Origin of the sequence: Streptomyces sp. NPDC004126 (genome assembly GCF_050275515.1) — a bacterium.
Lineage (GTDB): Bacteria > Actinomycetota > Actinomycetes > Streptomycetales > Streptomycetaceae > Streptomyces.
Window position 1 is genome coordinate 1 of the sequence record NZ_JBNNPF010000013.1, and the last position, 24,933, is coordinate 24,933.

Annotated in this window: 19 protein-coding genes; 7 read left to right on the top strand and 12 right to left on the bottom strand. The window is 74.6% G+C overall.

The annotated features are described in order from the left end of the window. The 6 genes from ACQKM2_RS14660 to ACQKM2_RS14685 form a co-directional block, all read right to left on the bottom strand. Positions 1 to 544, bottom strand: a 544-nt coding sequence (locus ACQKM2_RS14660) for a pyridoxal-phosphate dependent enzyme (RefSeq protein WP_427709672.1), incomplete at its 3' end; no start/stop codon positions are given. Beyond that, positions 465 to 1,520: a GHMP kinase gene (locus ACQKM2_RS14665; RefSeq protein ID WP_427709674.1), complete on the bottom strand. Its 1,056-nt coding sequence runs from the start codon at positions 1,518 to 1,520 to the stop codon at positions 465 to 467. The genes ACQKM2_RS14665 and ACQKM2_RS14660, both read right to left, overlap by 80 nt. Further along, on the bottom strand, positions 1,517 to 2,401 hold the full coding sequence (locus ACQKM2_RS14670) for a Rossmann-like domain-containing protein (RefSeq protein WP_427709676.1): 885 nt from the start codon (positions 2,399 to 2,401) through the stop codon (positions 1,517 to 1,519). Before ACQKM2_RS14670 ends, ACQKM2_RS14665 begins: the two co-directional genes overlap by 4 nt. 10 nt (positions 2,402 to 2,411) lie before the next feature. Then, complete coding sequence (locus tag ACQKM2_RS14675; RefSeq protein ID WP_427709678.1) at positions 2,412 to 3,200, bottom strand: ABC transporter ATP-binding protein; 789 nt, start codon at positions 3,198 to 3,200, stop codon at positions 2,412 to 2,414. Beyond that, complete coding sequence (locus ACQKM2_RS14680; RefSeq protein WP_427709680.1) at positions 3,197 to 4,459, bottom strand: FecCD family ABC transporter permease; 1,263 nt, start codon at positions 4,457 to 4,459, stop codon at positions 3,197 to 3,199. Before ACQKM2_RS14680 ends, ACQKM2_RS14675 begins: the two co-directional genes overlap by 4 nt. Then, the gene (locus tag ACQKM2_RS14685) at positions 4,449 to 5,483 is read right to left on the bottom strand and encodes an ABC transporter substrate-binding protein (RefSeq protein ID WP_427709682.1); all 1,035 of its coding nucleotides are present in this window, start codon (positions 5,481 to 5,483) and stop codon (positions 4,449 to 4,451) included. Before ACQKM2_RS14685 ends, ACQKM2_RS14680 begins: the two co-directional genes overlap by 11 nt. A 152-nt stretch (positions 5,484 to 5,635) precedes the next feature. On the opposite strand from ACQKM2_RS14685, the gene ACQKM2_RS14690 reads away from it, so the two are divergent. The 5 genes from ACQKM2_RS14690 (at position 5,636) to ACQKM2_RS14710 (ending at position 10,252) form a co-directional block, all read left to right on the top strand. Beyond that, a complete protein-coding gene (locus tag ACQKM2_RS14690) occupies positions 5,636 to 6,898 on the top strand; it encodes an MFS transporter (protein ID WP_427709684.1) in 1,263 nt (420 codons plus the stop codon). A 107-nt stretch (positions 6,899 to 7,005) separates the two neighbouring features. Then, a complete protein-coding gene (locus tag ACQKM2_RS14695; RefSeq protein ID WP_427709686.1) occupies positions 7,006 to 7,734 on the top strand; it encodes a WHG domain-containing protein in 729 nt (242 codons plus the stop codon). Between the two features lie 41 nt (positions 7,735 to 7,775). Next, entirely contained in the window at positions 7,776 to 8,930 is a 1,155-nt protein-coding gene (locus tag ACQKM2_RS14700) for an MAB_1171c family putative transporter (RefSeq protein WP_427709688.1), read from the top strand. A gap of 306 nt (positions 8,931 to 9,236) precedes the next feature. After that, on the top strand, positions 9,237 to 9,689 hold the full coding sequence (locus ACQKM2_RS14705; protein ID WP_427709690.1) for a helix-turn-helix domain-containing protein: 453 nt from the start codon (positions 9,237 to 9,239) through the stop codon (positions 9,687 to 9,689). Beyond that, positions 9,686 to 10,252, top strand: a complete 567-nt coding sequence (locus ACQKM2_RS14710) for a toxin (protein ID WP_427709692.1) — start codon at positions 9,686 to 9,688, stop codon at positions 10,250 to 10,252. The genes ACQKM2_RS14705 and ACQKM2_RS14710 overlap by 4 nt, the downstream gene beginning before the upstream one ends. Positions 10,253 to 10,271: 19 nt before the next feature. Here ACQKM2_RS14710 and ACQKM2_RS14715 read toward each other — a convergent pair whose 3' ends face one another. Beyond that, entirely contained in the window at positions 10,272 to 13,556 is a 3,285-nt protein-coding gene (locus ACQKM2_RS14715) for an aminotransferase class I/II-fold pyridoxal phosphate-dependent enzyme (RefSeq protein WP_427709924.1), read from the bottom strand. A 53-nt stretch (positions 13,557 to 13,609) separates the two neighbouring features. Next, positions 13,610 to 14,551, bottom strand: a complete 942-nt coding sequence (locus ACQKM2_RS14720; RefSeq protein ID WP_427709693.1) for an NAD-dependent epimerase/dehydratase family protein — start codon at positions 14,549 to 14,551, stop codon at positions 13,610 to 13,612. A gap of 263 nt (positions 14,552 to 14,814) precedes the next feature. On the opposite strand from ACQKM2_RS14720, the gene ACQKM2_RS14725 reads away from it, so the two are divergent. Next, complete coding sequence (locus ACQKM2_RS14725) at positions 14,815 to 17,196, top strand: ATP-binding cassette domain-containing protein (protein WP_427709695.1); 2,382 nt, start codon at positions 14,815 to 14,817, stop codon at positions 17,194 to 17,196. Positions 17,197 to 17,505: 309 nt separating this feature from the next. Here the strand turns inward: ACQKM2_RS14725 and recQ are convergent, their stop codons facing one another. Together recQ and ACQKM2_RS14735 are read right to left on the bottom strand one after the other, a co-directional pair. Then, positions 17,506 to 19,479, bottom strand: coding sequence for a DNA helicase RecQ (gene recQ / locus ACQKM2_RS14730; RefSeq protein WP_427709697.1), 1,974 nt, complete (start codon positions 19,477 to 19,479; stop codon positions 17,506 to 17,508). Between the two features lie 9 nt (positions 19,480 to 19,488). Further along, positions 19,489 to 20,628 (bottom strand): DUF1152 domain-containing protein, encoded by a 1,140-nt coding sequence (locus ACQKM2_RS14735; protein ID WP_427709698.1) that lies wholly within the window; start codon positions 20,626 to 20,628, stop codon positions 19,489 to 19,491. A 188-nt stretch (positions 20,629 to 20,816) separates the two neighbouring features. On the opposite strand from ACQKM2_RS14735, the gene ACQKM2_RS14740 reads away from it, so the two are divergent. Then, positions 20,817 to 22,214 (top strand): STM4012 family radical SAM protein, encoded by a 1,398-nt coding sequence (locus tag ACQKM2_RS14740; RefSeq protein ID WP_427709700.1) that lies wholly within the window; start codon positions 20,817 to 20,819, stop codon positions 22,212 to 22,214. 7 nt (positions 22,215 to 22,221) lie between these two features. On the opposite strand, the gene ACQKM2_RS14745 is transcribed toward ACQKM2_RS14740, so the two are convergent. Both ACQKM2_RS14745 and ACQKM2_RS14750 read right to left on the bottom strand, forming a co-directional pair. Next, on the bottom strand, positions 22,222 to 23,109 hold the full coding sequence (locus ACQKM2_RS14745; RefSeq protein WP_427709702.1) for a DMT family transporter: 888 nt from the start codon (positions 23,107 to 23,109) through the stop codon (positions 22,222 to 22,224). Between the two features lie 115 nt (positions 23,110 to 23,224). Further along, positions 23,225 to 24,904 carry a thiopeptide-type bacteriocin biosynthesis protein gene (locus ACQKM2_RS14750; protein WP_427709704.1) on the bottom strand — a complete coding sequence of 560 codons (1,680 nt, stop codon included), beginning with the start codon at positions 24,902 to 24,904 and terminating at the stop codon, positions 23,225 to 23,227. Between the last annotated feature and the right edge of the window lie 29 nt (positions 24,905 to 24,933).

The following is a 24,933-nucleotide window of genomic DNA, read 5'->3' on the forward strand; positions in this document are numbered from 1 at the left end:
ACGGTGAAGACCGGCACCGCTTGCGGGCCTCGGCCGGCGGCGGCTGCGAGGCGAGCCCGTCCAGGGCGGCGCCGTCGCCGACCGCCCCGCGGATCCGGTCGGCGACGGCCCGGTAGCCGAGGTAGTGGACGTCGTCGTGGTACTGGCGCATCCAGTGGTACTCGGGGTGTTCGGCGAGGATCTCGTGGATCCGCTCGACCCGCCGCTTCTGGTCGAGCTTGAGGTCGTCGCACGGCTCCATCCGCTCCAGCGTGGCGCCGAGCACGGCGAGCTGGACGCCGAGGGTGCGGTCCACGGTCGACGAGCCGACGATGTGGCAGCGCATGCCGTACCGGTGGCAGGCCAGGGCGAGGGCGTACGCGTAGATCCCGCTGGAGCTGTCCAGCAGGGTGTCGCCGCGCCGCACGGCGCCGGTGTCCAGCAGGTGGCGCACCGCCGCGAGGGCGGAGACCGCCTTCATCGTCTCAAAGCGCAGGCAGACGAGCCGGTCGTCGAGCCGTACCAGGTCGGGCCGGCCGACCGCCTCCGCGATGTGCTGGTCCATGGGGGATCTCCTCGGTCGTGGTGAAGGTCCGGGTGGCGGGGATGCCGTGGGCGTCCAGGGCGCGCAGGCAGGAGCGGACGCGGCGGCGCAGACCGGGCTCGGCCGGGTCGAACAGCAGGCCCGCCACGGCCCCGCTGTGCGCGATCTGCACGCCCGCCGCCCCGACCCGCCGGGCGACGGCGGTGAGGGCGTCGAACTCCGGGTGGGACAGTACGCGCTGGCCGATCCGGGCGCTGGCGGTGGCGACCTCGCCGAGCAGCCGTACGTCGCCCGTGGCCACCGCCCGGCGCAGCAGGGCGCGCAGCCGCTCGAAGGCCCGCACCTCGTCCGCGCCGGCCTCGGCGGGCGGGCGTACGGGCAGGGACAGGGTGTCGACGGGCGCGCCGCCGCCGAGGACGCAGCCGACCACGACCAGCGGCGGCAGGGCCGGCCCGAGGACCTCCAGGACGCGGCCCTCGCGCTGGGCGAAGAGCACCGGCCGGGCGTCCAGCATCAGCGGGTCGCTGGCCAGTTCGGCGCGGACGGCCAGCCGGGCGACGGTGGCCGGCGGCAGCCGCAGCCCGTACCCGTCGGCGACGGCGCGCACGGCGGCGATCACGTCGCTGGTGGAGCTGCCCATGCCCAGGCCCACCGGGACACCGCCGGTGAGCCGCAGCTCACCGCCGCAGGGCGGTCGTCCGGTGCGCCGCGCGCATTCGGCGACCGCGAGGGCTGCGGCCCGCGCGGCCTTGGTCCGGCCGGCGGGCACGACGCCGAGGGCCTCGGGGGCGGTGCCGGGCCGGGGCTGGAAGCGGGCGCGCCCGGCCGGGCCGGCCATGGGGAGGGTGACCAGGCCCGCGCAGCGGCGTCCGGTGCCGTCGAGGAAGACGCCCTGGAGGATCTCGCCGTGGTGGCAGGGGGCGCGCCCGGTCCCCGCGCGGAGGCCGCCGCGGACCGGTGCGGTGCGGGAGGGGGCGGTGCGGGCGGCGGGGATCACGCGCGGTCCGCCGTCCGGTAGCGGTACAGGAGGGTCTCACCGGCACTGAACTGCGAGAAGGGAAACGGTTCTGCGGACAGGGCCGTCACCCCGGACCCGAGGAAGGCCCGGGCCACCGCGCTGCCGCTCTGCGCGTAGACGACCAGCGGGACGCCCCGGGCCCGGCAGCGCTCCAGGACGGTGTCGAACGAGCCGTTGCCCAGGGTCATCCCGGTGGCGACGACGGCGTCGGCGCGCTCCAGCACCTCGTGCATGTCGTCGGTGACGGGGTCGCCCCACTGGGTGGCCTTCAGGTTGAAGTCGCAGGGCAGCGGCCGCCCCCCGCGCTCGCGGATCGCCGCGACCAGCGGGTTGACCACCCCGATCAGACCGACCGCCGCGCCCTCCTCGATGTCGAGCAGGCCCGCGATCGCCGCGTCCCTGGCCCCGGCCCGGACCTCCGGGGTGCCGGCGGGCAGGACGACGGGCTCGGCTTCGCCCGCGTCCGCGGCCGCGGTGTGCGGGCGTACCGCGCCGAGGTAGGCGTCCAGCGCGGCGATCCGCAGCGGACGCGGGGCCTCGCGCAGCAGGACGTCGAGCGGGGCGCCGGAGTGGTCGCGGCAGACCGCGGGGTCGATCTGCCCGGCCTCGAAGGCGCAGCCGCCGAAGGAGGCGCCGAGGCGGACCAGGACGTACTGGTTGAGGTAGGTCGTGTCGCCGCCGGCCAGCCGGGTGCCGTGGTGGATCCAGAAGACGCTGGTGGCCGTGAGCGCGGAGGGGAGCGGGCCGTGGGCGCCGGCGAGGACGGCGTCGACGAGGGAGTCGACGGTGTGGGCGGTGTGGGCGGTGTGGGCGGTGTGGGCGGTGCCGACGGTGTTGGTAGTGCTGGTGGTGCTGTGCACGGGTGTCCTTTCAGGGGGCGGGTCGGGGGGTCGCGGGCAGCGGTCCCCGGTAGCCGACGGCGGGGTGTCCGAGGGCGTCGGTGGTGAGTTCGGCGTCGACCTCGAAGACCTCGGCGAGCCGCTCGCGGGTCAGGACGGCGGCGGGGGTGCCCGAGGCGGTCAGGCGGCCGTGGTGCAGGAGCAGCAGCCGGTCGCAGTAGCGGGCGGCGAGCGAGAGGTCGTGCAGGGCGACCAGGACGGTCCGGCCGGTACCGGTGAGCAGCTCCATCAGTTCCAGCTGGTGGCGGACGTCGAGGTGGTTGGTGGGCTCGTCCAGGAGCAGCCCGTACGGCTGCTGGGCCAGCGCGCGGGCGATGTGGGCGCGTTGCCGTTCGCCGCCCGACAGGGCCCGCCAGGAGCGGCCGGCGAGTGCGGTGAGCCCGACGCGTTCCAGCGCGGCGGCGACCACCGCCCGGTCGTGGGCGCCGGGTGCGCGCCAGCGGTCGCGGAACGGGGTCCGGCCGAGGCCGACGACGTCGGCGACGCTCAGATCGCTGTCGGCGGCCGCGTCCTGTCCGACGAAGGCGACGTGCCGGGCGGTCCGGCGCGCGCTCCAGTCCCGTACGCACGCGCCGTCGTAGCGGACGGTTCCGGCGTCGGGCACGCGCAGCCCGGCGAGGCAGCGCAGCAGCGAGGACTTGCCGGAGCCGTTGGGGCCCAGCAGGCCGACCGTCTCGCCGGGGGCCACGTCCAGGCTGACGCCGCGTACGACGGGCGTGCCCGCCACCGACCAGCTCAGCCCTTCGGCGGTGATCCTCACAGTTCCCCCCTCCTGCGCAGGACGAGGAGGAAGAGCGGTACGCCGAGCAGGGCGGTGACCACTCCGACGGGCACCTCGCGGGGCGCGAAGGCGATCCGGGCCAGCGCGTCCGTCCACACCAGGAACACCGCGCCCGCCAGGGCCGCGTAGGGCAGCAGCACCCGGTGCCGGGGGCCGACGAGGAACCGCACCCCGTGCGGGACGATCAGGCCGACGAAGCCGATGGCGCCGACGGTGGCCACGGCGACGGCGGTCAGCGCGGCGGTGACCACGAGCAGCAGCAGCCGGGTGCGCCGTACGCCGATGCCGAGGGAGGCGGCGGTGTCGCTGCCGAAGGCGAGCCCGTCGAGGGCGTTGGAGCAGAGCCAGGCGGCCGCCAGGCCCAGCGGGGTGACGAGCGCGCAGACCGCGACGGTGTCCCAGCGGGCCGGCGCCATCGAGCCGAGCAGCCAGTGGGTGACGGCCCGCGTGGTGTCCGCGTCCGCCGAGGCCATCAGGACGAGCGAGGTCAGCGCGGTGAAGAGCTGGCCGACGACCACACCGGTGAGCACGATGCGGACCGAGTCCAGCCCGGTGCGCCGCAGCAGCAGCAGGAGCGCCCCGAAGGCGAGCAGCGCTCCGGCGAGCGCCCCGCCGGTGACGCCGAGCGCGCCCGCGCCCACGCCGAGCACGACGACGGTGACGGCTCCCGCCGAGGCGCCCGAGGAGACGCCCAGCAGGTAGGGGTCGGCAAGGGCGTTGCGGGTGACGGCCTGGAGGACCGCCCCGCAGACGGCGAGCGAGGCTCCCACGAGGGCGGCCGTCAGCACGCGCGGCAGCCGCAGGTCCCAGACGAGGGAGTCCAGCAGCGGGGGCAGCGGCTCCACGGCCGGCCCGAGCCGGGACCCGAAGGCCCGTACGAGGCCGCCCCAGCCGACGTCGGCGGTGCCGATGCGCACGCCCGCCACGAGGGAGCCGGCCAGCAGGGCGGCGGCGCCGAGCACCCGGAGGGCGCGGAGCGTACGGCCCCTGCGGCCCGGCCGCGCCGGGCCGCCCGCCCGGGACCGGAGGCCGCGGGTCACCCAGCCGGGCCGGGAGCCGCGGCCCGAGCCCGGCTCCGCGCCGTGGACCGCGCCGTGGACCGCGCCGGGACCGGAGCCCCCGCCGGCGGCGTCCCGGTCGCGGGCCGACGGGAGCAGCGGGTCGGCCGCGGGCGGGGGGCCGGGCGGGAGCAGCAGGTCCGCGGGGCCGGCGCCGCGCGGGGCCGGGTCAGCGGGCACGGCCGAGATCCTTCATCCCGGCGGCCAGCAGTCCGAGGGCGTGCACCGACCGTACGGAGGGGTCGAGTTCGATGCCCGGCACCTCGATGATCCGGCCGCCCTGGACCGCGCCCAGCCGGGACACCACCGGGTGCTGCGCCAGCGCGGCGCGCTTCTCGGCGGCGCTGTCGCCGGGCCGCCCGCGCTCCGAGAGGTCGCCGATCACGATGAAGTCCGGGTCCCGCCTGGCGACTTCCTCCCAGGAGACCTCGGGCCAGTCCCCGTCGACGTCGTCGAAGGCGTTCCGCGCGCCGACGATCCGGCTCATCTCGCTGGGCAGGCCGCTCTTGCCGGCCACGTACGGCATGCCGTTGAAGACGGAGTAGAGGTAGACCACGGTCGGCCGCTCCGCGCCCCGTCCGGCTTCGGCGCCGGTCTCCGCCGCCCTGGCGACGGCGTCGCGCTGGGCGGCGACCAGCCTGCCCGCGCGCTCCTCGGCGCCGAAGACGCGGCCGAGGTTCTCGTAGTCGGAGAAGAGCAGTTCGAAGGGGGACTTCCCGGCCGGGTTCCGGTCCGGGCAGTCCACGGCGCTGACGAACGCGGGCACCTTGAGGGCAGCCAGCTCCTCGCGGGTTCCGGCGCGGTCCGCGGTGAAGAGGTCGGCGGATCCGGCGACGACGAAGTCGGGTGTCGCGGCGCGCAGCTGCTCGCCGGTGGCGATCTTGGGGGCGATGACCGGGACCTTGGCGTAGGCGGCGGCGTACTGCGGGGGGACCTTCGTCTTGAGGTTGGCGGTCCCTGCCATCCGGTCCTGGAGCCCCAGTTCGAGGAGGGTCTCGGTGGAGGCCTGGTCCAGGGCGACGGCCCGCTTCGGGGGGCCGGCGACGGTCAGCGGCGTGCCGCAGCTGGTGACGGAGGCCGCCGCGGCGGCGGGGCCGGGGGCGGCGGGCGCGCCGGAGCCGCCGCCCGCCGTGGAGCAGCCGGCGGTGGCGAGGGCGAGGGCCGCGAGGGTCAGGGCGATGCGGGGGCGTGCGGGGTGGCGCATGGGTTCTCCGGTCGGGGAGGCGGGGACGGGCGTTGTCGTGCACCGGGCAGGAGTGCCGCGATGGAAGGGTACTGTAATGGTAATCATTTTCATTAACCACCTCGGGGGTGGTTCGCCGAACCGCCTCCCCGCCTGCCAGGAGCGCCCTCACCGTGGCCACCACACCCGCCCCGACCGCCGCCAAGTCCCCCTCCCCTCCCCCGCGTTCGATCCTGCGCGACCCCGTCTTCCTGCGCCTGTGGGCCGGTACCACCGCCTCCGGCCTCGCGACCTGGGCCCTGCCCTTCGTCCTCGGACTCGCCGTGCTCCACCGCGACCTCTCGGCCGCCGGACTCGGCCTGGTCCTCGCCGCGCGCACCGCCGGTTTCCTCGCCGCCGTCGCCGTGGGCGGCGTACTCGCCGACCGGCACGCACGCCGCGCGGTCGTCCTCTGGTCGGCCCTCGCGGCGGGCGCCGCCGCGCCCCTGCTCGCCGCCGGACTGGGCCGCTCCCTCGTGCTGATGACGGCCGCCGCCGCCCTCGCCGGCGCCGGACAGGGCGCCTGCCGCCCGGCGTTCCAGGCGCTCGTCGCCGAGACCGTCGAGCCGGAGCGCCGACAGCGGGCCAACGCCGCCATGACCCTCGCGGTACGCGCCTCCACGCTCGCCGGCCCCGCCCTGACGGCGCTGCTCGCCGCCTTCCTCGACGTCCGGACGCTGCTCCTCGGCATCGGACTGCTCTGGCTGGTCGCCGCGTTCGTCCCCGCCCCGGGTGCCGCCGCCCCGGCCGCGGCGGCCGGTCCCGCGCCGCGCGCCGGCTTCCGCGCCGAGTTCCTGGAGGGGATGCGCGAGGCGCGCCGGCACCCCTGGTTCCTCGCCGGTCTCGCCGCCCTCGCCTGCGTGATCTCGCTCGGCTACTCCGCCACCAGCGTCGCCCTCCCGCTGATCAGCCGGGACCGCTACGGCACCGAGTGGGTGCTGGCCTCGGCCATGACCGCCTACACGGTCGGCGCGCTCGCCGGTGCGCTGCTCATGGCCCGGCGGCGGCCGCGCTCGCAGGGCTGGGCCGCCTTCGCCGGGCTGGCGGCGTACGGCTTCGCGCCGCTGAGCCTCGTCCTGCCCGTGCACCCGGTGGTGGTCGTCGCCGCGTACGCCGTCGCCGGGACCGGCATAGAGCTCTTCAACGTGCCCTGGTTCACGGCCACCCAGCGCGAGGTGGCCCCGGACAAGCTGGCCCGCGTGTCCTCGCTGGACTTCCTCGTGTCCTACGGCCTGGCCCCGGTCGGCCTGGCCCTGATCGCCCCGGCCGTCTCCGCCTTCGGGGTCACCCCCGTCCTCACGGCCTGCGCCGCCGCCTGCTTCCTCGTACCGGCGGCGGCGGCCCTCGTCCCCTCCGCCCGCCACTTCGCCCGCACGGCCCCGGCGGCACGGGACTGACCGGCCCGGCCGGGGGCGCGCCCGCGGTGGCCTGAACCGGGCGCCCCGCCGGGGCGTCCGCAAGGGCGTGCTCACCGCCGCCGACCCCCGGCCGGTACGGTTCCGGCATGGACGTTTCCGCAAAGAGTTCGAATCCCGAACGCACGGGCCGGGAGGCCCGGATCCTCGACGCCGCGCGTGCCCAGCTGGCGAAACTGGGGGCCGCAGGGCTGTCCCCGGAGGCCGTCGCGCATGAGGGCGGCTTCGCCGTCACCGACGTGGAAGCCGTCTTCCCGCACCGGGACGAGCTGTTGACCGCCCTGGTCATCGACGCGTACGACGCGTCCGGCGCCGCGATGGAGCGGGCCGACGCCGACGCGGCGGCCGCGGGGGCGCCGGCGGGCGCGCGGCTGCTCGCGGCCACGCGGGCGCTGCGGCAGTGGTCGTTCGAGAACCCGGCCGAATTCACCCTGATCTACGGCTCGCCCGTACCCGGGTACCACGCGCCGCAGGACACGGTCCCGCCCGCCTCCCGTACGCCCGGCGTGCTCGCCGGGATCATCCGCTCGGCCCTGGAGGCCGGTGAGCTCACCCCGCCCCGGCGGACGCCGCCCGCCCGCCGGCTCCTGCTGCCCGAGGCCGTCGCGGCCTTCGGCGGCGTGCCCGGCGCTCCGTTCTCGGACATCATCGAGCGCGGCATCGTCCTGTGGAGCAACCTGATCGGCCTCCTGGTCTTCCAGGTCTTCAGCCGCACCCACGACAGCGTCAGCGACGAGGCCGCCTTCTTCGACTACGCGATCGCCGTGGCGGCCGAGGGCGTCGGACTGGACGTCCCCCTGACCGAGAAGACCGCCTGACCCGTCCGCCCCCTACGCGGCACCCGCAGAAAATCCAGGACGTGAACACCACCAGAACCCTCTGCTTCGTCATAGCCGCGCTGTCGTCGTACGCGGCGCTCGTCTACCGGCTGTGCCAGGCGCGCCGCAGCTGGCGGGACAGCGCCTACCGCGCGCTGATCACCACCCTCCTGCTCCAGTGCCTGACCTTCACGATGGGCGCCGTCGCCATGGGCGGCGGCAGCGTCCTCGGCGTCGGCAACCTCGCCATCCTCCTCATGCACCTGGCGGCGGTGGCCTTCTGCGTCAGCTCGCAGATCATCCTGCTGAAGTGGGCGGACGCCGACGAGGAGGCGCTGCGCAGGGCGCGCTGGTGGACCGTCACCGGCTTCGCCCTGAACGCGCTGCTCGTCGCGCTGTTCCTGCTCGCCGACGGCACGAACCGGCCGTCCTCCGACTTCGACACGGGCAGCGGCCAGCCGCTGGTGCTCACGTACCTGCTGGCCTTCATCGTGTCGCAGGCGGTTCCCTGCGTCACGATCTTCCGCCAGTGCGGCCCCTACGCCGAGATGACCGACAACGCCTCGCTGCGGCAGGCGCTGCGGATGCTGCGCGTCGCCGCCGTGGTCCTGTTCCTGTACTGCTCGGCGAGGACGGTCAACATCCTGACGTCGGCGGCGGGGATCGACATCGGCGTCTGGAAGCTCGCGTCGAACGTCTTCAGCGCGACGGGCATCGTCATCCTGTCGCTGAGCCTGACCAACTCCTCCTGGGGCCCCTCGGCCACCCGGCTGCTGGACTGGGCGCGCAGCTACCGGTCCTACCGGGCGCTGTACCCGCTGTGGCGGGACCTGTACGAGTCCTCCCCGGACATCGCGCTGGAGCCGCCGGGCGCCTCGGTCTCCGAGATGGACTACCGGCTGCACCGCCGGGTCGTGGAGATACGTGACGGGTGGCGGGATCTGCGCCCCTACATCGACCGCACCGCCCCCGGTTCCGGGGGGCCCGGCAAGGACGCCAGCGAGGAGTCCCGGCAGGCGTTCACGGAAGCGGCGCAGATCAAGCAGGCCCTGCTGGCGAAGCGGAACGGCACCGTCCCTCAGGACAGCAAGGACGCCGGCGATTTCGACGACCGCGACACCGACAACTTCACGGCGGAGGTCGCATGGCTCACCAAAGTAGCGGCTGCCTACAGTAAGCTCGGCACCGCGAGTTGAAGCTCCCGCCCGGTTTGCATCCCCCGTCAAACCGGGCGGGCAGCTCCCCCGTTACCCCCCGTCTCCGCACGGGGCGGGACGGGCGGTTCACCGCCCGGACTGGCCCGGCCCATCCCCCGAGGGCCGGGCCAGTCCGTTTTTCACCGGCAAGCCAACCGACAAACCCCCGTGAGTCGAGTTAACTGCCAGCTATCGGCGAGACCCAACGTTGGCGGAGTCCAGCCCAATTGTCAACTGACCGCTAATCTGTGAAACTGACGTATAGCCAAGGGCTATACCGAGGAGGTGACGGGAGGAAGGATCACCATGACCGACACCGAGACCGAGGCCGACGACCGGCCCCTGCTCGCGACGCGCCTCGACGACCTCTTCAAGACCGTCCGCCCCAAGGGCAAACACTGGACGAACGCCGAGGTGGCGGAGGAGCTCAAGCGGGCCAACCCCGAACTGAAAGTCGGCGGTGTCTACCTGTCCCAGCTGCGGACCGGCAAGCGCTCCAACCCCTCGCCCGACCTCCTGGCCGCCCTCGCCCGCTTCTTCGGCGTCTCGGTCGCCTACTTCTTCGACGACAAGGTCGCCGAGTCCGTGCTCAGCCAGGTGGCCGCCATCGAGGCGCTGCGCCAGTCCGGCGTCCGCGCCGTGGCGATGCGGGCGGCCGGCATGAGGAAGGAGAACCTCGCCGCGATCACGGCCATCATGGACCAGTACCGGCAGATGCAGGGCCTTCCCCCCGTCACCGACGCGGGCGACCCCGAATGAGGGGCGTCTGGAAGGAGCGGGCCGCCGACCACGACCGCCGCAGCCGGCTGAAGAAGCTGCGCCGGGCCGGGGCCCGCAGGCTCGCCGAACTCGACCTGCCCGAGGCCCCCGACGTCGCCGAGCTCTGCCGCCACCTCGGCGAGGTCCGCGACCGCCCGATCATCCTGGTCCCGATGCAGATGCCCTCGTCGCACCCGTGCGGCATGTGGGTCGCCGCCCGCGACGAGGACCTGATCTTCTACGACGCCAACACCACCAGCGCGCATCAGGAGCACATCATCTTGCACGAGCTGGGCCACATCATCTGCTGCCACCGCGGGGCCGGCGGACTGGACGAGGCGGCCGCCCGCCTCCTGTTCCCCGACCTCGACCCCGACATCGTGCGCGACATGCTCCTGCGCGCGACCTACGACGACGTCCAGGAACAGGAGGCGGAGATCATCGCCTACCTGCTCTCGCAGCGCATGGGCGGCGCCGAACAGCCCGATGACACCGAAGAGGGCACGGGCGACCGCCCGGCCAAGAGCGCCACCCTCAGCCGCATCGAACGCACCCTGATCTGAGAGGGGCTCGTCTCCCGGCTCACGCCCCGGCGGACGCCACCTCCTCGGCCAGCAGGGCGACCGCGCGCCTGATGTCGTCCTCGCGGTGCTCGCTGGTGATGAAGAAGCGCAGCCGCGAGAGCCCCTCCTCCACCGCCGGGTGGAAGATCGGGTCCGCGATCACACCCCGCCCGTAGAGGCCGTGCGCGACCCGCAGGGTCTTCGCCGAGTCCCCGAGGATGCACGGCACGATCGGCGTGCCCCCGCTGGAGCCCGTCGACAGCCCGGCCGCGGCGGCCAGGCCCAGGAAGAGCGCGGAGTTGCGGCGCAGCGCCCGGACCCGTTCCGGCTGCGCCGTCATCAGCTCGGTGGCGGCCAGCGCGGCCGCCGCGTTGGCCGGGGTCAGGCCGACGCTGTAGACGAAGCCGGGCAGCGTGTGGCGCAGCCAGCGCACCATCCGGGCCGAGCCGCCGAGGTAACCGCCGCAGCTGGCGAAGGCTTTGGAGAGGGTGCCCATCCACACGTCCACGTCCGAGCGGTCGACCCCGTGGAACTCGCCGACGCCCCGGCCGTACTCGCCCACGGTGCCGATGCTGTGCGCCTCGTCCACCATCAGCAGGGCGCCGAAGCGCTTCTTCAGCTCGATCACGGCGGGCAGGTCGACGAGGTCCCCGTCCATGCTGTACGCGCCCTCGACGACGATCAGGACCCGCCGGAACCGGGACCGGTTGAGCCGCAGCATCCGCTCCAGCTCGGCCGTGTCGTTGTGGGCGAAGGGACGGCGGGCGGCTCCCGAGAGGGCGCAGCCGTGGAGGATGCTGTCGTGGGCGAGCGCGTCGTGGACCACGAGGTCTCCGGGGCCCACGAGGTGGCCGATCGCGGTGACGTTGGTGGCGTGGCCGCTGACCAGCGTGAGGCATCCCTCGACGCCGAGGAACTCGGTGAGCGCCCGCTCCAGCCGGACGGTCAGGTCGCGTTCTCCCGAGAGCACCCGGCTCGCCGATACGGAGGTCCCGTACCGGTCCACCGCCTCGTGCACGGCCGCGTTGACCGCCGGATGGCCGGACAGGCCGAGGTAGTTGTAACTGCCGAAGGACAGGTACGGGCGGCCGCCGATCACGGTGGTGTCGGTGATGGTGCCCTCGTGGACCCGGAAGTACGGGTACCCCGCGGGGCTGCCCGCGACCGCGTCGAGCCGCTCCTCGAAGCGGGCCACCTCGGGGAACTCGTCCACGGTGGCGGATTCGGGGCTCCACTGCGGCGGCACGTCGAGCAGAATCGTTTCAGCATGGCTCGCCGGGCCCCCGGTCACCTCCTGGTCCCCCTCCCCGGCCGCCACGGCGATCAGCCGGCCGATGGTGAGGCCGGGCGTGAACAGCTCGTTGGCGCGGAAGCCCGGTATCCGCTTGCCGATGTTGACCTCCAGCTCCTGGAGCATCAGGGAGTCGAAGCCGAGGTCGGTCACGAGCGACATGCCCGTGCCCAGGTCCGAGAGCGGGAAGACGCCGGCCCGCGAGACCTCCTCCAGGACGACCGCGGCGACGGACTCCGTACCCGAGGGGACCGCCGGGCCGGCCGCCGGCCGCTCCGCCGCCCACGCGTCCCCGGGCGCGTCCGGCCCGGCCGCCTCGCGGGCCGACTCGTCCACGGCCCAGTGCCGGCGCGGGGCGAGCGGGCTCGGCGGCAGCGTGCACGGCGGCACGCGCGGCCCGGGCACCGCGGGTACCTCCGCCCCGGGGTCCTCCGTACGCCCCGCCTCCACCCCGGCGGCGGCCTCCGTCAGCCGCGCCACGGCGTCGGCGGCGTCGTCCACCACCAGGGTCAGGCGCTCCCCGAGCGGCGTCCGGCGGGCCAGGGTGTCCGCCACCGCGGCCGGCTCCGGCCCGTCCTCGGCGATCACCGCGGCCAGTTCCCGGGCGTGCCGGGCCAGCCCCGCCCGGTCGCGGGCGGTGAGCACCAGCACGTGCGGCCCCTCCGCCCGCGCAGCGGGCACGGCCGGGGCGGGGGCCTCCTCCACCACCATGTGGACGCCGGTGCCGCCGAAGCCGAAGGCGCTCACCCCGGCCCGCCGCGGCGTGCCGGTCTCCGGCCAGCGGACCGGCGCCGTCGGGACGGTCAGCCGCGCGGAGTCCAGCAGGGCGGCGTCGGCCGCCTCGAACTCCGGCTGGGGCGGGACCACTCCCCGGTGCACGGCCAGCACCGACTTGATGAGCCCCGCCATGCCGGCGGAGTTCAGCGAGTGGCCGACCACCGCCTTCACCGCGCCGAGATGGGCCGGGCGGGCGCCCTCGCCGCGCAGTTCGCGCAGGACGTCGAGCTCGACGGGGTCGCCGACCGTGGTGCCGGTGCCGTGCGCCTCCAGGTAGTCCACCGCGTCCGGTGCCAGGTCCGCGTCCCGGTAGGCGCGGCGCAGGGCACGGAGCTGTCCGGCCGCCTGGGGGTGCATCCCGCCCTGTACGGTCCCGTCGTTGGCGGTGCCGACGCCCCGGATCACCGCGTAGACGCGGTCGCCGGCGGCGAGGGCGTCGGACAGGGGCCGCAGGACCAGGATCCCGGCGCCCTCGCCGAGGACGAACCCGTCGGCCTTCGCCCCGAAGGGCAGGCACCGGCCGCTGCGCGAGATCGCGCCGATCCGGCACAGGCCCACCAGCAGGTCCGGGGTGAGCAGCAGCTGGGCGCCGCCGGCGAGGGCGACGCGGGTGCGGCCGGAGCGCAGCGCGTGCACGGCGTTGGCCACGGCCATCAGGCCGCCGGAGCAGGCGGAGTCCAGGGCGTAGCTCTCGCCGTGCAGGTCGAAGACCGAGCTGATGCTGTTCGGGCCCATGTTGAGCAGGAGCCCGGCGGCGGAGGTGCCGTGCAGGCCGTCCACCGCGCGGACGGTCTCCTGCCAGTGCGGGTCGGCCGCCCGCGCCCCGAACTCACCGCCGACCAGCTGGCGCATGCGCAGCCGCATGGTGCTGAGCTGGCGGTAGCCGCTCTCGGTGAGGGCGGTGATGACCGAGGTCTCCTCGCGGTCGAAGCCGTCCACCTCCCAGCCGGCGTCCTGGACCGCCTCTCGGGCGAGGTCGATCAGCAGCCGGTGCTGGGGGTCCATGGCCCGGGCCCGGCGCGGCGGGATGCCGTAGTGCGCGGCGTCGAACCGGTCCACGTCCGGCAGCAGGGCCATGGTGTCGGTGTAGGCCGCCAAGGTGTCGCGGAAGTCGTCGCTGAGGAAGGCGGCCTTGCGCCACCGCGAGTCGGGTACGCCGGAGAACTGCGGCTCCGGGTCCGTCAGGAGCCGCCAGTACTGGTTGACGTCGCGGGCTCCGGGGAACCTGCACGCCATGCCGACGACGGCGACGTCGTCGCGCGCGACGGGGGCGGACCGGTCCGGCGGGATCATCGGCCGGCTGCCAGGCGCTCGCGCCACCACGCCACGGTCGCCTTCACCTGCTCGTCGACGGGGGTGGCCCGGACACCGAACGCGGTCTCCCAGGCGCTCGCGTCGACGACGAAGGGGCGGTCGAACTGGTAGCGGATCTCCTTGAGTTCGCGCAGCAGCGGCGAGAACAGGCCGCCGACGGCCAGGACGGCGGGGGGCAGTCCGCGCACCGCGACCGGCCCGGTGCCCGCCTCGTCGGCCAGCCGGCGGGTCATCTCGCGGACGGACAGCGCGGGTCCGGTCGGCACGTGCCAGGCCCGGCCCCAGGCGCGCTCGTCGCCCGCGGCGTCGGCCAGGGCCCGGGCCACGTCGGGGAGGTAGGTCCAGCTGTGCGGGGCGTCCGGGTCGCCGAGGGTGGAGACCGGCTTGCCGCGGAGCAGCGGGGGCAGCACGCGGGCCGCCAGGTGCCCGCCGTCGGTGACGCCGGGTCCGAAGAAGTCCGAGGCCCGCACCTCGACGGCCTTGACGCGGCCCTGTTCGTGCAGGGTCCGCGCCCCCTCCCACACGGCCGCGCGGACCCGTCCCTTGGGACCGGTCGCCGCGAGCGGCAGGTCCTCCGTCATGGGGACATCCACGGGGCCGTACCCGTAGAGGTTTCCGAGCAGGACCAGCACGGCACCGGTGGCCTCGGCGGCCGTGCACAACGACGCGGCCAGCGCGGGCCATTCGGCGGCCCAGCGGTGGTAGGGCGGCGAGGCGCAGTTGTAGAGGGCGACGGCGTCCCGCGCCACCTCGGTCAGCCGGCCGCTGTCCCGGGCGTCCAGTGCGACGTGCTCGATGCCGGGCTCCGGGGCCCGGCCCGAGGCGGTGACGACCTTGACTGAGTGGCCCCGTTCGGCGAGCAGCCGAGCGGTGGCGGCCCCGGCGGGCCCGAAACCTATGACGACATGAGAGTTCACGTACGCACAGTAGCGCGGGGGGTACCGATCCCCGGAATGGCACCCTCCAGCCCCACCGCACCGTTTGGCTTGAAGACGCCCAGAGGTTTATACCGGTCAGTAAGGCTTTGCGCAGTGGAACGGGCCCCGGGTGCCGGGCGGGACACGGCGGACCGATCAGGATTCGAGAAGCGCCGGGGCCCGGACCCCGCATAGCGTGGCTGCCGTACGGTGCGGCGGTCACGCCGCCACGGGCCGGAGCGAGCGACGGAGACACGAAGAGCATGGCCAAGAGGACGGACACGGGGTCGCCCGAGCCCCACATCGCCGACAGCCACGGACTGATCCGCGTGCACGGCGCACGCGTGAACAACCTCAAGGACGTCGCGATCGAGATCCCCAAGCGGCGGCTGACGGTGTTCACGGGCGTCTCCGGCTCGGGGAAGAGCTCGCTGGTGTTCGACACGATCGCCGCCGAGTCCCAGCGGATGATCAACGAGACCTACAGCGCCTTCGTCCAGGGGTTCATGCCCACGCAGGCACGGCCCGAGGCCGACGTGCTCGAAGGGCTGACGACGGCGATCATCGTCGACCAGCAGCGGATGGGCGCCGACCCCCGCTCCACGGTCGGCACCGCCACCGACGCCAACGCGATGCTGCGCATCCTCTTCAGCCGCCTCGGCGACCCGCACGTCGGCCCGCCCGGCGCGTACGCCTTCAACGTGCCCTCGGTCCGGGCGAGCGGGGCGATCACCGTCGAGAAGGGCGCCAAGAAGACGGTCAAGGCGACCTTCAACCGCACCGGCGGCATGTGCCCGCGCTGCGAGGGCCGCGGCTCCGTCTCCGACATCGACCTGACCCAGCTCTACGACGACTCCAAGTCCCTCAACGAGGGCGCGATCACCATCCCCGGCTACAGCATGGACGGCTGGTACGGGCGGATCTACGGAGGCTGCGGCTTCTTCGACCCGGACAAGCCGATCCGGAAGTTCACCAAGAAGGAACTGGCCGACCTCCTCCACAAGGAGCCGACCAAGATCAAGGTCGACGGCATCAACCTCACCTACGAGGGGCTGATCCCCAAGATCCAGAAGTCGATGCTGTCCAAGGACATCGACGCGCTCCAGCCGCACATCCGGGCGTTCGTGGAACGGGCCACGACCTTCGCCACCTGTCCCGAGTGCGGGGGGACCCGGCTCACCGCGGAGGCCCGCTCCTCGAAGATCGGGGGGATCAGCATCGCGGACGCCTGCGCGATGCAGATCAGCGACCTGGCCGCATGGGTGCGCGGCCTGGAGGAGCCCTCCGTGGCGCCGCTGCTGGACAAGCTGCGGCACACCCTGGACTCCTTCGTGGAGATCGGCCTGGGCTACCTCGCGCTCGACCGCCCGGCGGGCACGCTCTCGGGGGGCGAGGCGCAGCGCGTCAAGATGATCCGCCACCTGGGCTCGGCACTCACCGACGTCACCTACGTCTTCGACGAGCCCACCACGGGCCTGCACCCCCACGACATCCAGCGGATGAACGACCTGCTGCTGCGGCTGCGCGACAAGGGCAACACGGTGCTGGTCGTGGAGCACAAGCCGCAGACGATCGCGATCGCCGACCACGTCGTCGACCTCGGCCCCGGGGCGGGCACCGCGGGCGGCACGGTCTGCTTCGAGGGCACCGTGGAGGGGCTGCGGGCCTCCGGCACGGTCACCGGCCGCCACCTGGGCGACCGCACCGGCCTGAAGAAGACCGTACGGACGTCCTCGGGCGCCCTGGAGATCCGCGGGGCGGACGCGCACAACCTGCGGGCGGTCGACGTGGACGTCCCGCTCGGGGTGCTGGTGGTGGTCACCGGGGTCGCCGGCTCCGGCAAGAGCTCGCTGGTGCACGGCTCGATCCCGGGGGAAGAGGGCGTGGTCTCCGTCGACCAGGGCCCGATCCGCGGCTCGCGGCGCAGCAATCCGGCGACGTACACGGGGCTGCTGGACCCGATCCGTTCGGCGTTCGCCAAGGCCAACGGGGTGAAGCCGGCCCTGTTCAGCGCCAATTCCGAGGGCGCCTGCCCGGCCTGCAACGGCGCCGGCGTGGTCTTCACGGACCTGGGGATGATGGCGGGCGTCTCCGCCACCTGCGAGGACTGCGAGGGGAAGCGCTACCAGGCGTCGGTGCTGGACTACCGGCTCGGGGGCCGTGACATCAGCGAGGTGCTGGCGATGCCGGTGCGGGAGGCGGAGGAGTTCTTCGGTTCCGGCGAGGCCCGCGTGCCGGCCGCGCACCGCATCCTGGGCCGGCTCGCCGACGTCGGGCTGGGCTACCTCACCCTCGGCCAGCCGCTCACCACGCTGTCGGGCGGCGAGCGGCAGCGGCTGAAGCTGGCCACGCACATGGCGGACAAGGGCGGGGTCTACGTCCTGGACGAGCCGACGACGGGTCTGCACCTGGCGGACGTGGAGCAGCTGCTCGGGCTGCTGGACCGGCTGGTCGACTCCGGCAAGTCGGTGATCGTCGTCGAGCACCACCCGGCGGTCATGGCGCACGCGGACTGGATCATCGATCTCGGGCCGGGTGCCGGGCACGACGGCGGCCGGATCGTGTTCGAGGGCACGCCGGCCGACCTCGTCGCCGACGGCTCCACCCTCACCGCCGAACACCTCGCCGCCTACACCGGCGCGTAGGTCCTGGCCGGGAGCTGATCCGCTGCGGCGGCGGCCACGCAGGCGGGCCGTCCGGGCACCGGTATCCCCACACCGGAGGCCGGACGGCCCGTGCTGTGCGAACGGAGACGGCACGCGCCCGCGTCGCCCGGTCCGTACCCCCACGGTGGGACCGTGCTCCGGTCGGCGTGCCGCCGGCCGTCGTCCGGCTCCGTCGCACCACCAGTCTGTGGCCGGCCGACTCCCCTGGGCGCACATCCTGACGCGCCCTTTGCACAAGGAGACCGATCTTTGACGCGGGCCTGACGATCCCGTTCCGGTTCGGCGGGGCTACTGCCAGTCGTCCCAGGGCGGGTCCTCGTCCAGGTCGAAGGGCGGTTCGTCCTCGTGGGAGAGCGGGGGTTCCGCTTCGGCGGCGGCCGGGGCCCCGGTGGCCTTGCCGGCCTTGCCGGCGGTGAACTCGGCGAGGGCCCCGATGACGCCCTCGCCGTACTTGGCGAGCTTGGCCTCGCCGACGCCGCCCACCCCGGACAGCTCCTCCACCGTCCCGGGCAGGAGCGTCGCGATCTCCCGCAGCGTGGCGTCGTGGAAGACGACGTACGCCGGGACGCCCTGCTCGCGCGCCGTCGCGGCCCGCCAGGCGCGCAGGGCCTCGAAGACCGGCACGGCCTCGGCGGGCAGGTCGACCGGGACGCGGGCGCTCTTGCCGGAGCGCGAGCCGGAGTCCTTCTTCCGGGAGGCGGCCGGCGCCTTCTCCTTGCGCATCTGGACGGTGCGGCGCCCGCCCAGCACCTCGCCGCTCGCGTCCGTCAGCACGAGGGTTCCGTAGTCGCCCTCCACCGCCAGCAGTCCCATCGCCAGCAGCTGGCGGACGACCCCGCGCCACTCGCCGGTGCTCAGGTCCGCGCCGACGCCGAACACCGACAGGCCGTCGTGGTCGAACTGGATGACCTTGGCGGTCTTCTTGCCCTGGAGGATGTCGATGATCTGCCCGGCGCCGAACTTCTGGCGCCGCTCCCGCGCGAGGCGCCACACCGTGGACAGCAGCTTCTGCGCGGCGACCGTCCCGTCCCAGGACTCGGCGGGCGTCAGGCAGCTGTCGCAGTTGCCGCAGGGCTCGCCGGACTGCCCGAAGTACGCGAGCAGCCGGACCCGGCGGCAGTCGACGGTCTCGCACAGCGCCAGCATGGCGTCCAGGTGGGCGGCCAGGGAGCGGCGGTGGTTCTCGTCGCCCTCGGAGCCGTCGATGAGCTTGCGCTGCTGGACCACGTCCTGGAGGCCGTACGCGAGCCAGGCGGTGGCCGGCTCGCCGTCGCGGCCGGCGCGGCCGGTCTCCTGGTAGTAGCCCTCGACGGACTTGGGCAGGTCCAGGTGGGCCACGAAGCGCACGTCGGGCTTGTCGATGCCCATGCCGAAGGCGATCGTGGCCACCACCACGACGCCGTCCTCGCGCAGGAAGCGCGCCTGGTTCGCGGCGCGCGTGCGGGCGTCCATCCCGGCGTGGTAGGCCACGGCGTCGATGCCCTGCTCCACCAGGAAGGCCGCGGTCTTCTCCACCGAGGACCGCGACAGGCAGTAGACGACGCCCGCGTCCCCGTCGTGCTCGGAGCGGATCAGCTCCAGCAGCTGCGCCAGCGGCTTGTCCTTGGCGGCGATGCGGTACTGGATGTTCGGCCGGTCGAAGCTGGCGACGAAGTGCCGGGCGTCCTCCAGGCCCAGCCGCTTCGCGATCTCGGCGTGGGTGGCCTCGGTGGCGGTGGCGGTCAGCGCGATCCGCGGCACCTTCGGCCACCGCTCGTGCAGCATCGACAGGGCCAGGTAGTCCGGCCGGAAGTCGTGGCCCCACTGGGCGACGCAGTGCGCCTCGTCGATCGCGAACAGGGACACCTTGCCCCGGTCGAGCAGCCGCTGGGTGCTCTCGGTGCGCAGCCGCTCGGGGGCCAGGTAGAGCAGGTCCAGCCCGTCGGCGAGGAAGGCCTGCTCAACGGCCTGCCGCTCGTACGGGTCCTGGGTGGAGTTGAGGAACCCGGCCCGCACCCCGAGGGCGGTGAGCGCGTCCACCTGGTCCTGCATCAGCGCGATCAGCGGCGAGATGACGATCCCGGTGCCCTCTCTGACGAGCGCCGGGATCTGGTAGCAGAGCGACTTGCCGCCGCCGGTCGGCATCAGCACGAGGGCGTCGCCGCCCCCGGCGACCTGCTCGATGATCTGCTCCTGCTCGCCGCGGAAGGAGCTGTAGCCGAACACGCGGTGGAGTACCTGCAGGGAGTCCGAGATCTCGGGGGAAGCGTCCGAAAGAGCCATTCGAGAAGCCTAGCGGGCCCCGCCGACACCCCGTCCCGCCTGTGGACGGCCGACGGCCGGACCCAGCCGCCACAGCGGCGCGGCCCGCCGGTCGCCCAGCGCGGCGAACAGGCGCCGGGCCTCCCCGGCGCCCAGGTCCAGCTCCTCGGTGATCCGTCGGGTGGTGGTGTACGCGATCCCCTGCGCCAGCGTCTCCCGCTCCCAGGCGGCGAAGCGGGCCAGGACCGCGGCGGGGTCCCGGTCCGGGCGCGGTGCGGGCGGGGCGGCGGGCAGGGCCGCGGCGCGGCGGCGTTCGCGTTCGATCTCCGAGAAGCCGCACACGGCCCGGGAGGCCTCCTCGGCCTCCGCCAGGCCGCCGGTGCCGGCCAGCGCGCGGGCGAGGGGGCTCAGGGCGAGGACGCGGTCCAGGGTGAGCCGGTGGACGGCGGCGGCCCCCGCGTCCAGGTGCACCGGCTGCGGGGCGTCCCGGGTGCCGCAGACCCCGCGCACCCCGCGGGCGGCCGCCACCAGCAGGGCGCCGGCCTCGGAGGGGTGCCAGTCGAAGACCCCGAGCACGACCCCGGTGTGCCCGGCGCCGAGGGTGAGGGCCGGTTCGCCGAGCCGGGGCAGCAGGTCGGGCGGGGGCACTTCGTTGTCGAGGCCGGGCCCGGCCACGTACACGCCGGTCGGCAGTCCCGTGGCCGCGCAGGCGGCGACGGCGAGGGCGTCGCCGAGCGGGCTGCGCAGGGTGGGCTCGTCGCCCCGGGCCACGATGTCGCCGCCCACGTCGACGAGGTCGATCCGGTCGGCCCGGCACCAGCGGGCGGCCGCCGCGATCTGGCGGGCGAGGCCGAGGGCGCCGCCGTAGGGGTCCAGCAGTCCGAGCCGCGGCCGCAGTTCGCCCGACAGCCGCGGGAGCAGGGAGCCGGCCGGGGCGACGGGCCGGGTCCCGGGGGTGACCAGGACGAGGTCCGGTGCGGCGGCCTCGGTGCCGTGGAAGTCGCCGGCGCACCGGGGGCCCGGGACGGGGTCGACGACCAGCCGCTCCCAGGCGTAGGTCAGGACGAGTGCCGGGGTGTCCGCGCCGTACAGGGCGGCGTGGACCATGGCGGCCGTGATGGCGTCGCCGCCGCCCCCGGCGGCGACGAGAAGTCTCCGTGTGTTCTCCATGGCGGCCACGGATACACCGTCCCCGGGACGGAATCCCACCTTCCGCAAAAAGTGCATATGAAGCTCTACACGCCGAAAGGCGGTTCATGGGAATTGCACTGCTGAAAACGGCCCGCGCACGAACCTAAGGTGACGCCTGGTCACGAAGAGTGACGTCCTCTTTTGCCGAGCGAGAGTCGATTCCCCTGATGAACGCGCCTGTCCTGCTTCCGGCCCCCTCCTTCCCGGTCCCCTCCGCCGACGCGGATCCGGAAACCCCCTACGAGCAGTACGTGTACGCCTACCCGCACCAGAAGGCGTACCGCCTCCTGGAGGACGGTCCGCTGCTCGGCGACCTGTGGTCCGGGGAGCGCCTCGACGCGCTCTCCCTCTACGCGCACATCCCCTTCTGCGAGATGCGCTGCGGCTTCTGCAACCTCTTCACCCGCACCGGCGCCCCCGAGGAGGTCACCGGCGCCTTCCTCGCCACCCTGGAGCGGCAGGCGCGCGTCACCCGCGAGGCGCTGGAGGCCAAGGGCGAGCCGATCCGCTTCACCCTCGCGGCGTTCGGCGGCGGCACCCCCACGTACCTGACCGCGGACGAGCTCACCCGCCTCTGCGACATCAGCGAGAACATCATGGGAGCCGACCTCAAGGCCGCCTCCTGGTCGGTGGAGACCTCCCCCGCGACCGCGACGGCCGACCGGATCGCCGTACTCGCCGAACGCGGCGCGACCCGGCTGAGCATCGGCGTCCAGAGCTTCCTCGACGAGGAGGCGCGCGCCGCGGTACGCCCGCAGAAGCGCGCGGAGGTCGAGGCCTCGCTCGCCCGCCTCAAGGAGGCGGAGTTCCCCATCCTCAACATCGACCTCATCTACGGCATCGACGGCCAGACCGAGCGCACCTTCCGGGTGTCCCTGGACGCCGCCCTCGCCTGGGAGCCGGAGGAGATCTACCTCTACCCGCTGTACGTGCGCCCGCTGACCGGGCTGAGCACCCGCCACGCCAAGACGCTCCAGGACTGGAACGACCAGCGGCTGCGGCTCTACCGCTACGGCCGCGACCACCTCCTCTCCGCCGGGTACGAGCAGACCTCCATGCGGGTCTTCCGCCGGACCGGCACCGCCGCCGTGGAGGACACCGACGGCAGCAGCATCAGCGAGTACAACCAGCAGGCCGGCATGGTCGGACTGGGCGTCGGCGCCCGCTCGTTCACCACCGACCTGCACTACACCACCGACTACGCCGTCGCGGTGCCCGAGGTCCGGCGGATCATCGACGACTACATCGCCACCCCGACCGACCGGTTCCGGCGCGCCCAGTGGGCGTTCCGCATGGACGACGCCGAGCGCCGCCGGATGTACGTGCTCCAGCACCTGCTGGAGTCCACGGGCATGCGCACCACCGCCTACGCACAGCGGTTCACGACGCGTTTCGAGGACGACTTCGGGCCCCAGCTCGACTTCCTGCTGAAGCGGAACTGGCTGCGGGAGAACGGCGGCACCCTCGGGCTGACCCCGGACGGCATGGCCTGGGCCGACGCGATAGGCCCGATGTTCTTCTCGGACCGCGTCCGCACGGACATGACCGCCTACCAGGACCGGTAGACGGCCGCTACGGCCGGACCCGGCGCCGCTCCGGCACGGATACGAGGACCAGCCCGAGCAGCATCAGCGCCGCTCCGGCCGCCGCGCTCGGACCGGGCCGCTCGCCCAGCACCGCGACCCCCAGCACCGCCGCCACCAGCGGCTCGGTCAGGCTCAGCGTCCCCGTCGTCGCGGCGCTGAGCCGGCCGACGCCGCGCGTGAACAGCAGGTAGCCGAGGGCGGTCGTGCCGAGGCCCAGCCAGCCGATCAGCGCGAGCGCCCGGCCCGTGGCCAGCCCCTCGGGGGCCACCAGCAGGAACGGGGAGACCAGCAGCCCCGCGCACAGCACGCTCACCGGTGCCGCCGCGGCGAGCTCCGCACCGTGTGCGGCCAGCTGCTTCGACGCGGCGATGTACACCCCGAAGCTCGCCCCGGACACCACCGCGAAGACCAGCCCGAGCAGGTCGGCGCGGGCCCCGCTGCCGGGCAGCAGCAACAGGGCGATGCCGGCCACGGCGCAGCCCGTCCCCCACAGCCAGCGGCGGGTGAGCCGCTCGCCGGTGAGCCGGCGGGCGCTCAGCCCGCCGACCACGGGCACGGTCCCGAAGGCGACGGCCGTCGCCAGGGCCGCTCCGCCGCGCTCCACCGCCTGGAGGAAGCAGACCTGGAAGGCGGCCGTCACCAGCACGCTCAGCACGAGCCACCGGCCCGCCCCGGGCTTGCCCAGGCTGCGCAGACCCGCCGGACGCACCGTCAGCAGGCTGAGCACGAGCCCGCCGAGCAGCATCCTGCAGGCCCCGAGCGACACGGGGTGCACGCCGGTGTCCGCCCACAACTGGGCGGGCCCCACCGTCCCCCACAGCACCGCCGCCGCCAGTACGGACGCCACCGCTCCCACGGTCTCCCCTTTCGCCACGTCAAGAACGTGGCGAACGTATCCGGCGGGAGCCCCCGGACCCACTGGGGAAACCCATGGGATTCCGCCCGTCCGCGGGGCCCGGTCCGTGGCTTCGCACAAAGGCGCCGGGCGCTCAGGGCGTGCGCCGCCCCAGCGGAAGCAGGTACTGGAGCGGCTGCTCCAGGTCGTCCAGGCCCAGGAGTTCGTGCGCGAGGTCGTCGTGGAACCCGCCCAGCGGGGTACCGGCCAGGCCCAGCGCCGCGCCGGTCAGCAGCAGGGTCTGGGTGAGGTGGCCGGCCTCCAGCAGGGCCAGGCGCAGGGCGCGCAGGCCGTAGCGGCGGCGCAGCAGGCCGAGGTCGGCGTACACGGCCAGGACCGCGGGCGCCTCGTCGACGCCGATCCAGTGCGGGGCCGTGCCGGGCCGGGACAGGTACGTGGAGAGCGCCTTGAGGTCCGCCACGGCCGGCGCCGGGCCGACCGGGCGCAGGGTGCGCCGCTCCGGCAGGCAGTCGTACGTGCCCGCCGGGACCCCCGCCACGTCGAACGCCAGCAGCCGCACCCGGACGGTGTAGAGGGCGCCCGCGCTCGGGTAGGGGCGGTGGGACACGGTGAAGGGCGGGCCGCCGTCCGGGTCCGGCTGCTCGCTGCGGGCGCTCTCGGCCAGGGAGTGCCACAGCAGCGAGCCCAGGGCCGCGGCGTCCAGCGGTCCCCGGAGCCGGCCGCGCATCGAGGTGCGGGCCGCCAGCACGGCGGCCAGCGGGACCTCGGGCAGCGGACCGGCGGGCAGGGCCAGTTCGGGGCCCGCGGCCCACGCCCGGTCCGCCCACGCCCGCTCCGCGCCCTCCGGGAGGTCGCGCAGTTCGCTGTCCTCGCCGCGGCCGATCTGGAACTTGCTCCTCTCCAGGTAGCGGAAGTCCGCGGCGGTGTGGCCGCCGGGGAAGTAGTCGGGTTCCTCCCCGGTCTCCAGCAGGGTGCGGGCGGCCAGCCGGCACACGGCCCGCTCCTCGTCGGGGGTGATCCCGAGCCGGTTGAACAGCATGTGGAGCTGTGAGCCCCACACCCAGGCCCGCAGCTCCTCCCCCAGGTCCCGCAGCCGCTCGTCGGCCCCGCGGACCGCGGCCGCCCAGCGCAGGAGCCCGGGTGCCGCGGTGCCCGCGCCGAGCCGCCCGCGCAGTTCCCCGGCCCGCCGCCCGAGGCCCGTGCGCTGAGCCGCGTACACGGTGTTGACCCTCGTGTGGACGGACGCGCCGGGCAGCAGCGGCACCTCGGTGACCCACCGCCAGCCGGCGGCGTGCCCGCGCAGCCATCGCGCCGCGGTCAGCGGGTCGGTGCCGAGCGCGTGCACCGTCGTGTGCGCCAGGTCGGCGGCGGCGGTCAGCCGGGCTCCCGTGCCGCCGCCGGCCGGCAGGGCGCGCAGGGCGTCGAGGGCCGCGCGGGTGGAGGCCTCGAAGACCTCCTCGGCGACGGGCAGCGCCCGCGGGCCGCCGTAGCGCCCGGGCTCCGGTTCGTAGGGCACGGCCCGGACCTCGCCGTGGCGGGACGGCCAGGGGCCGGGCACCTCGGGCACCGCCTTCGCCGCGCGGGCCAGTTCGCCGGGGAGCGCGGCGGCGGCAGCGGCGCTCAGGCCGCGGACCCGGACGCGTACGTGGGGTCCGCCCTCCCCGTAGCGGATGAAGAACCATCCGGCGGCCTCCCCCGCCGCGACGAGGCCGTCGAGGAGCGGGGCCGCCTCGTGGACCAGGAACGCGTCCGTGTCCTCGGTGGCGGAGTGCAGGTAGAGGTGGTGGCTGTGCCAGGTGTCGGGGGTCGTCACGGCGTCACGTCCGGTCCTCGTTCGGTTCG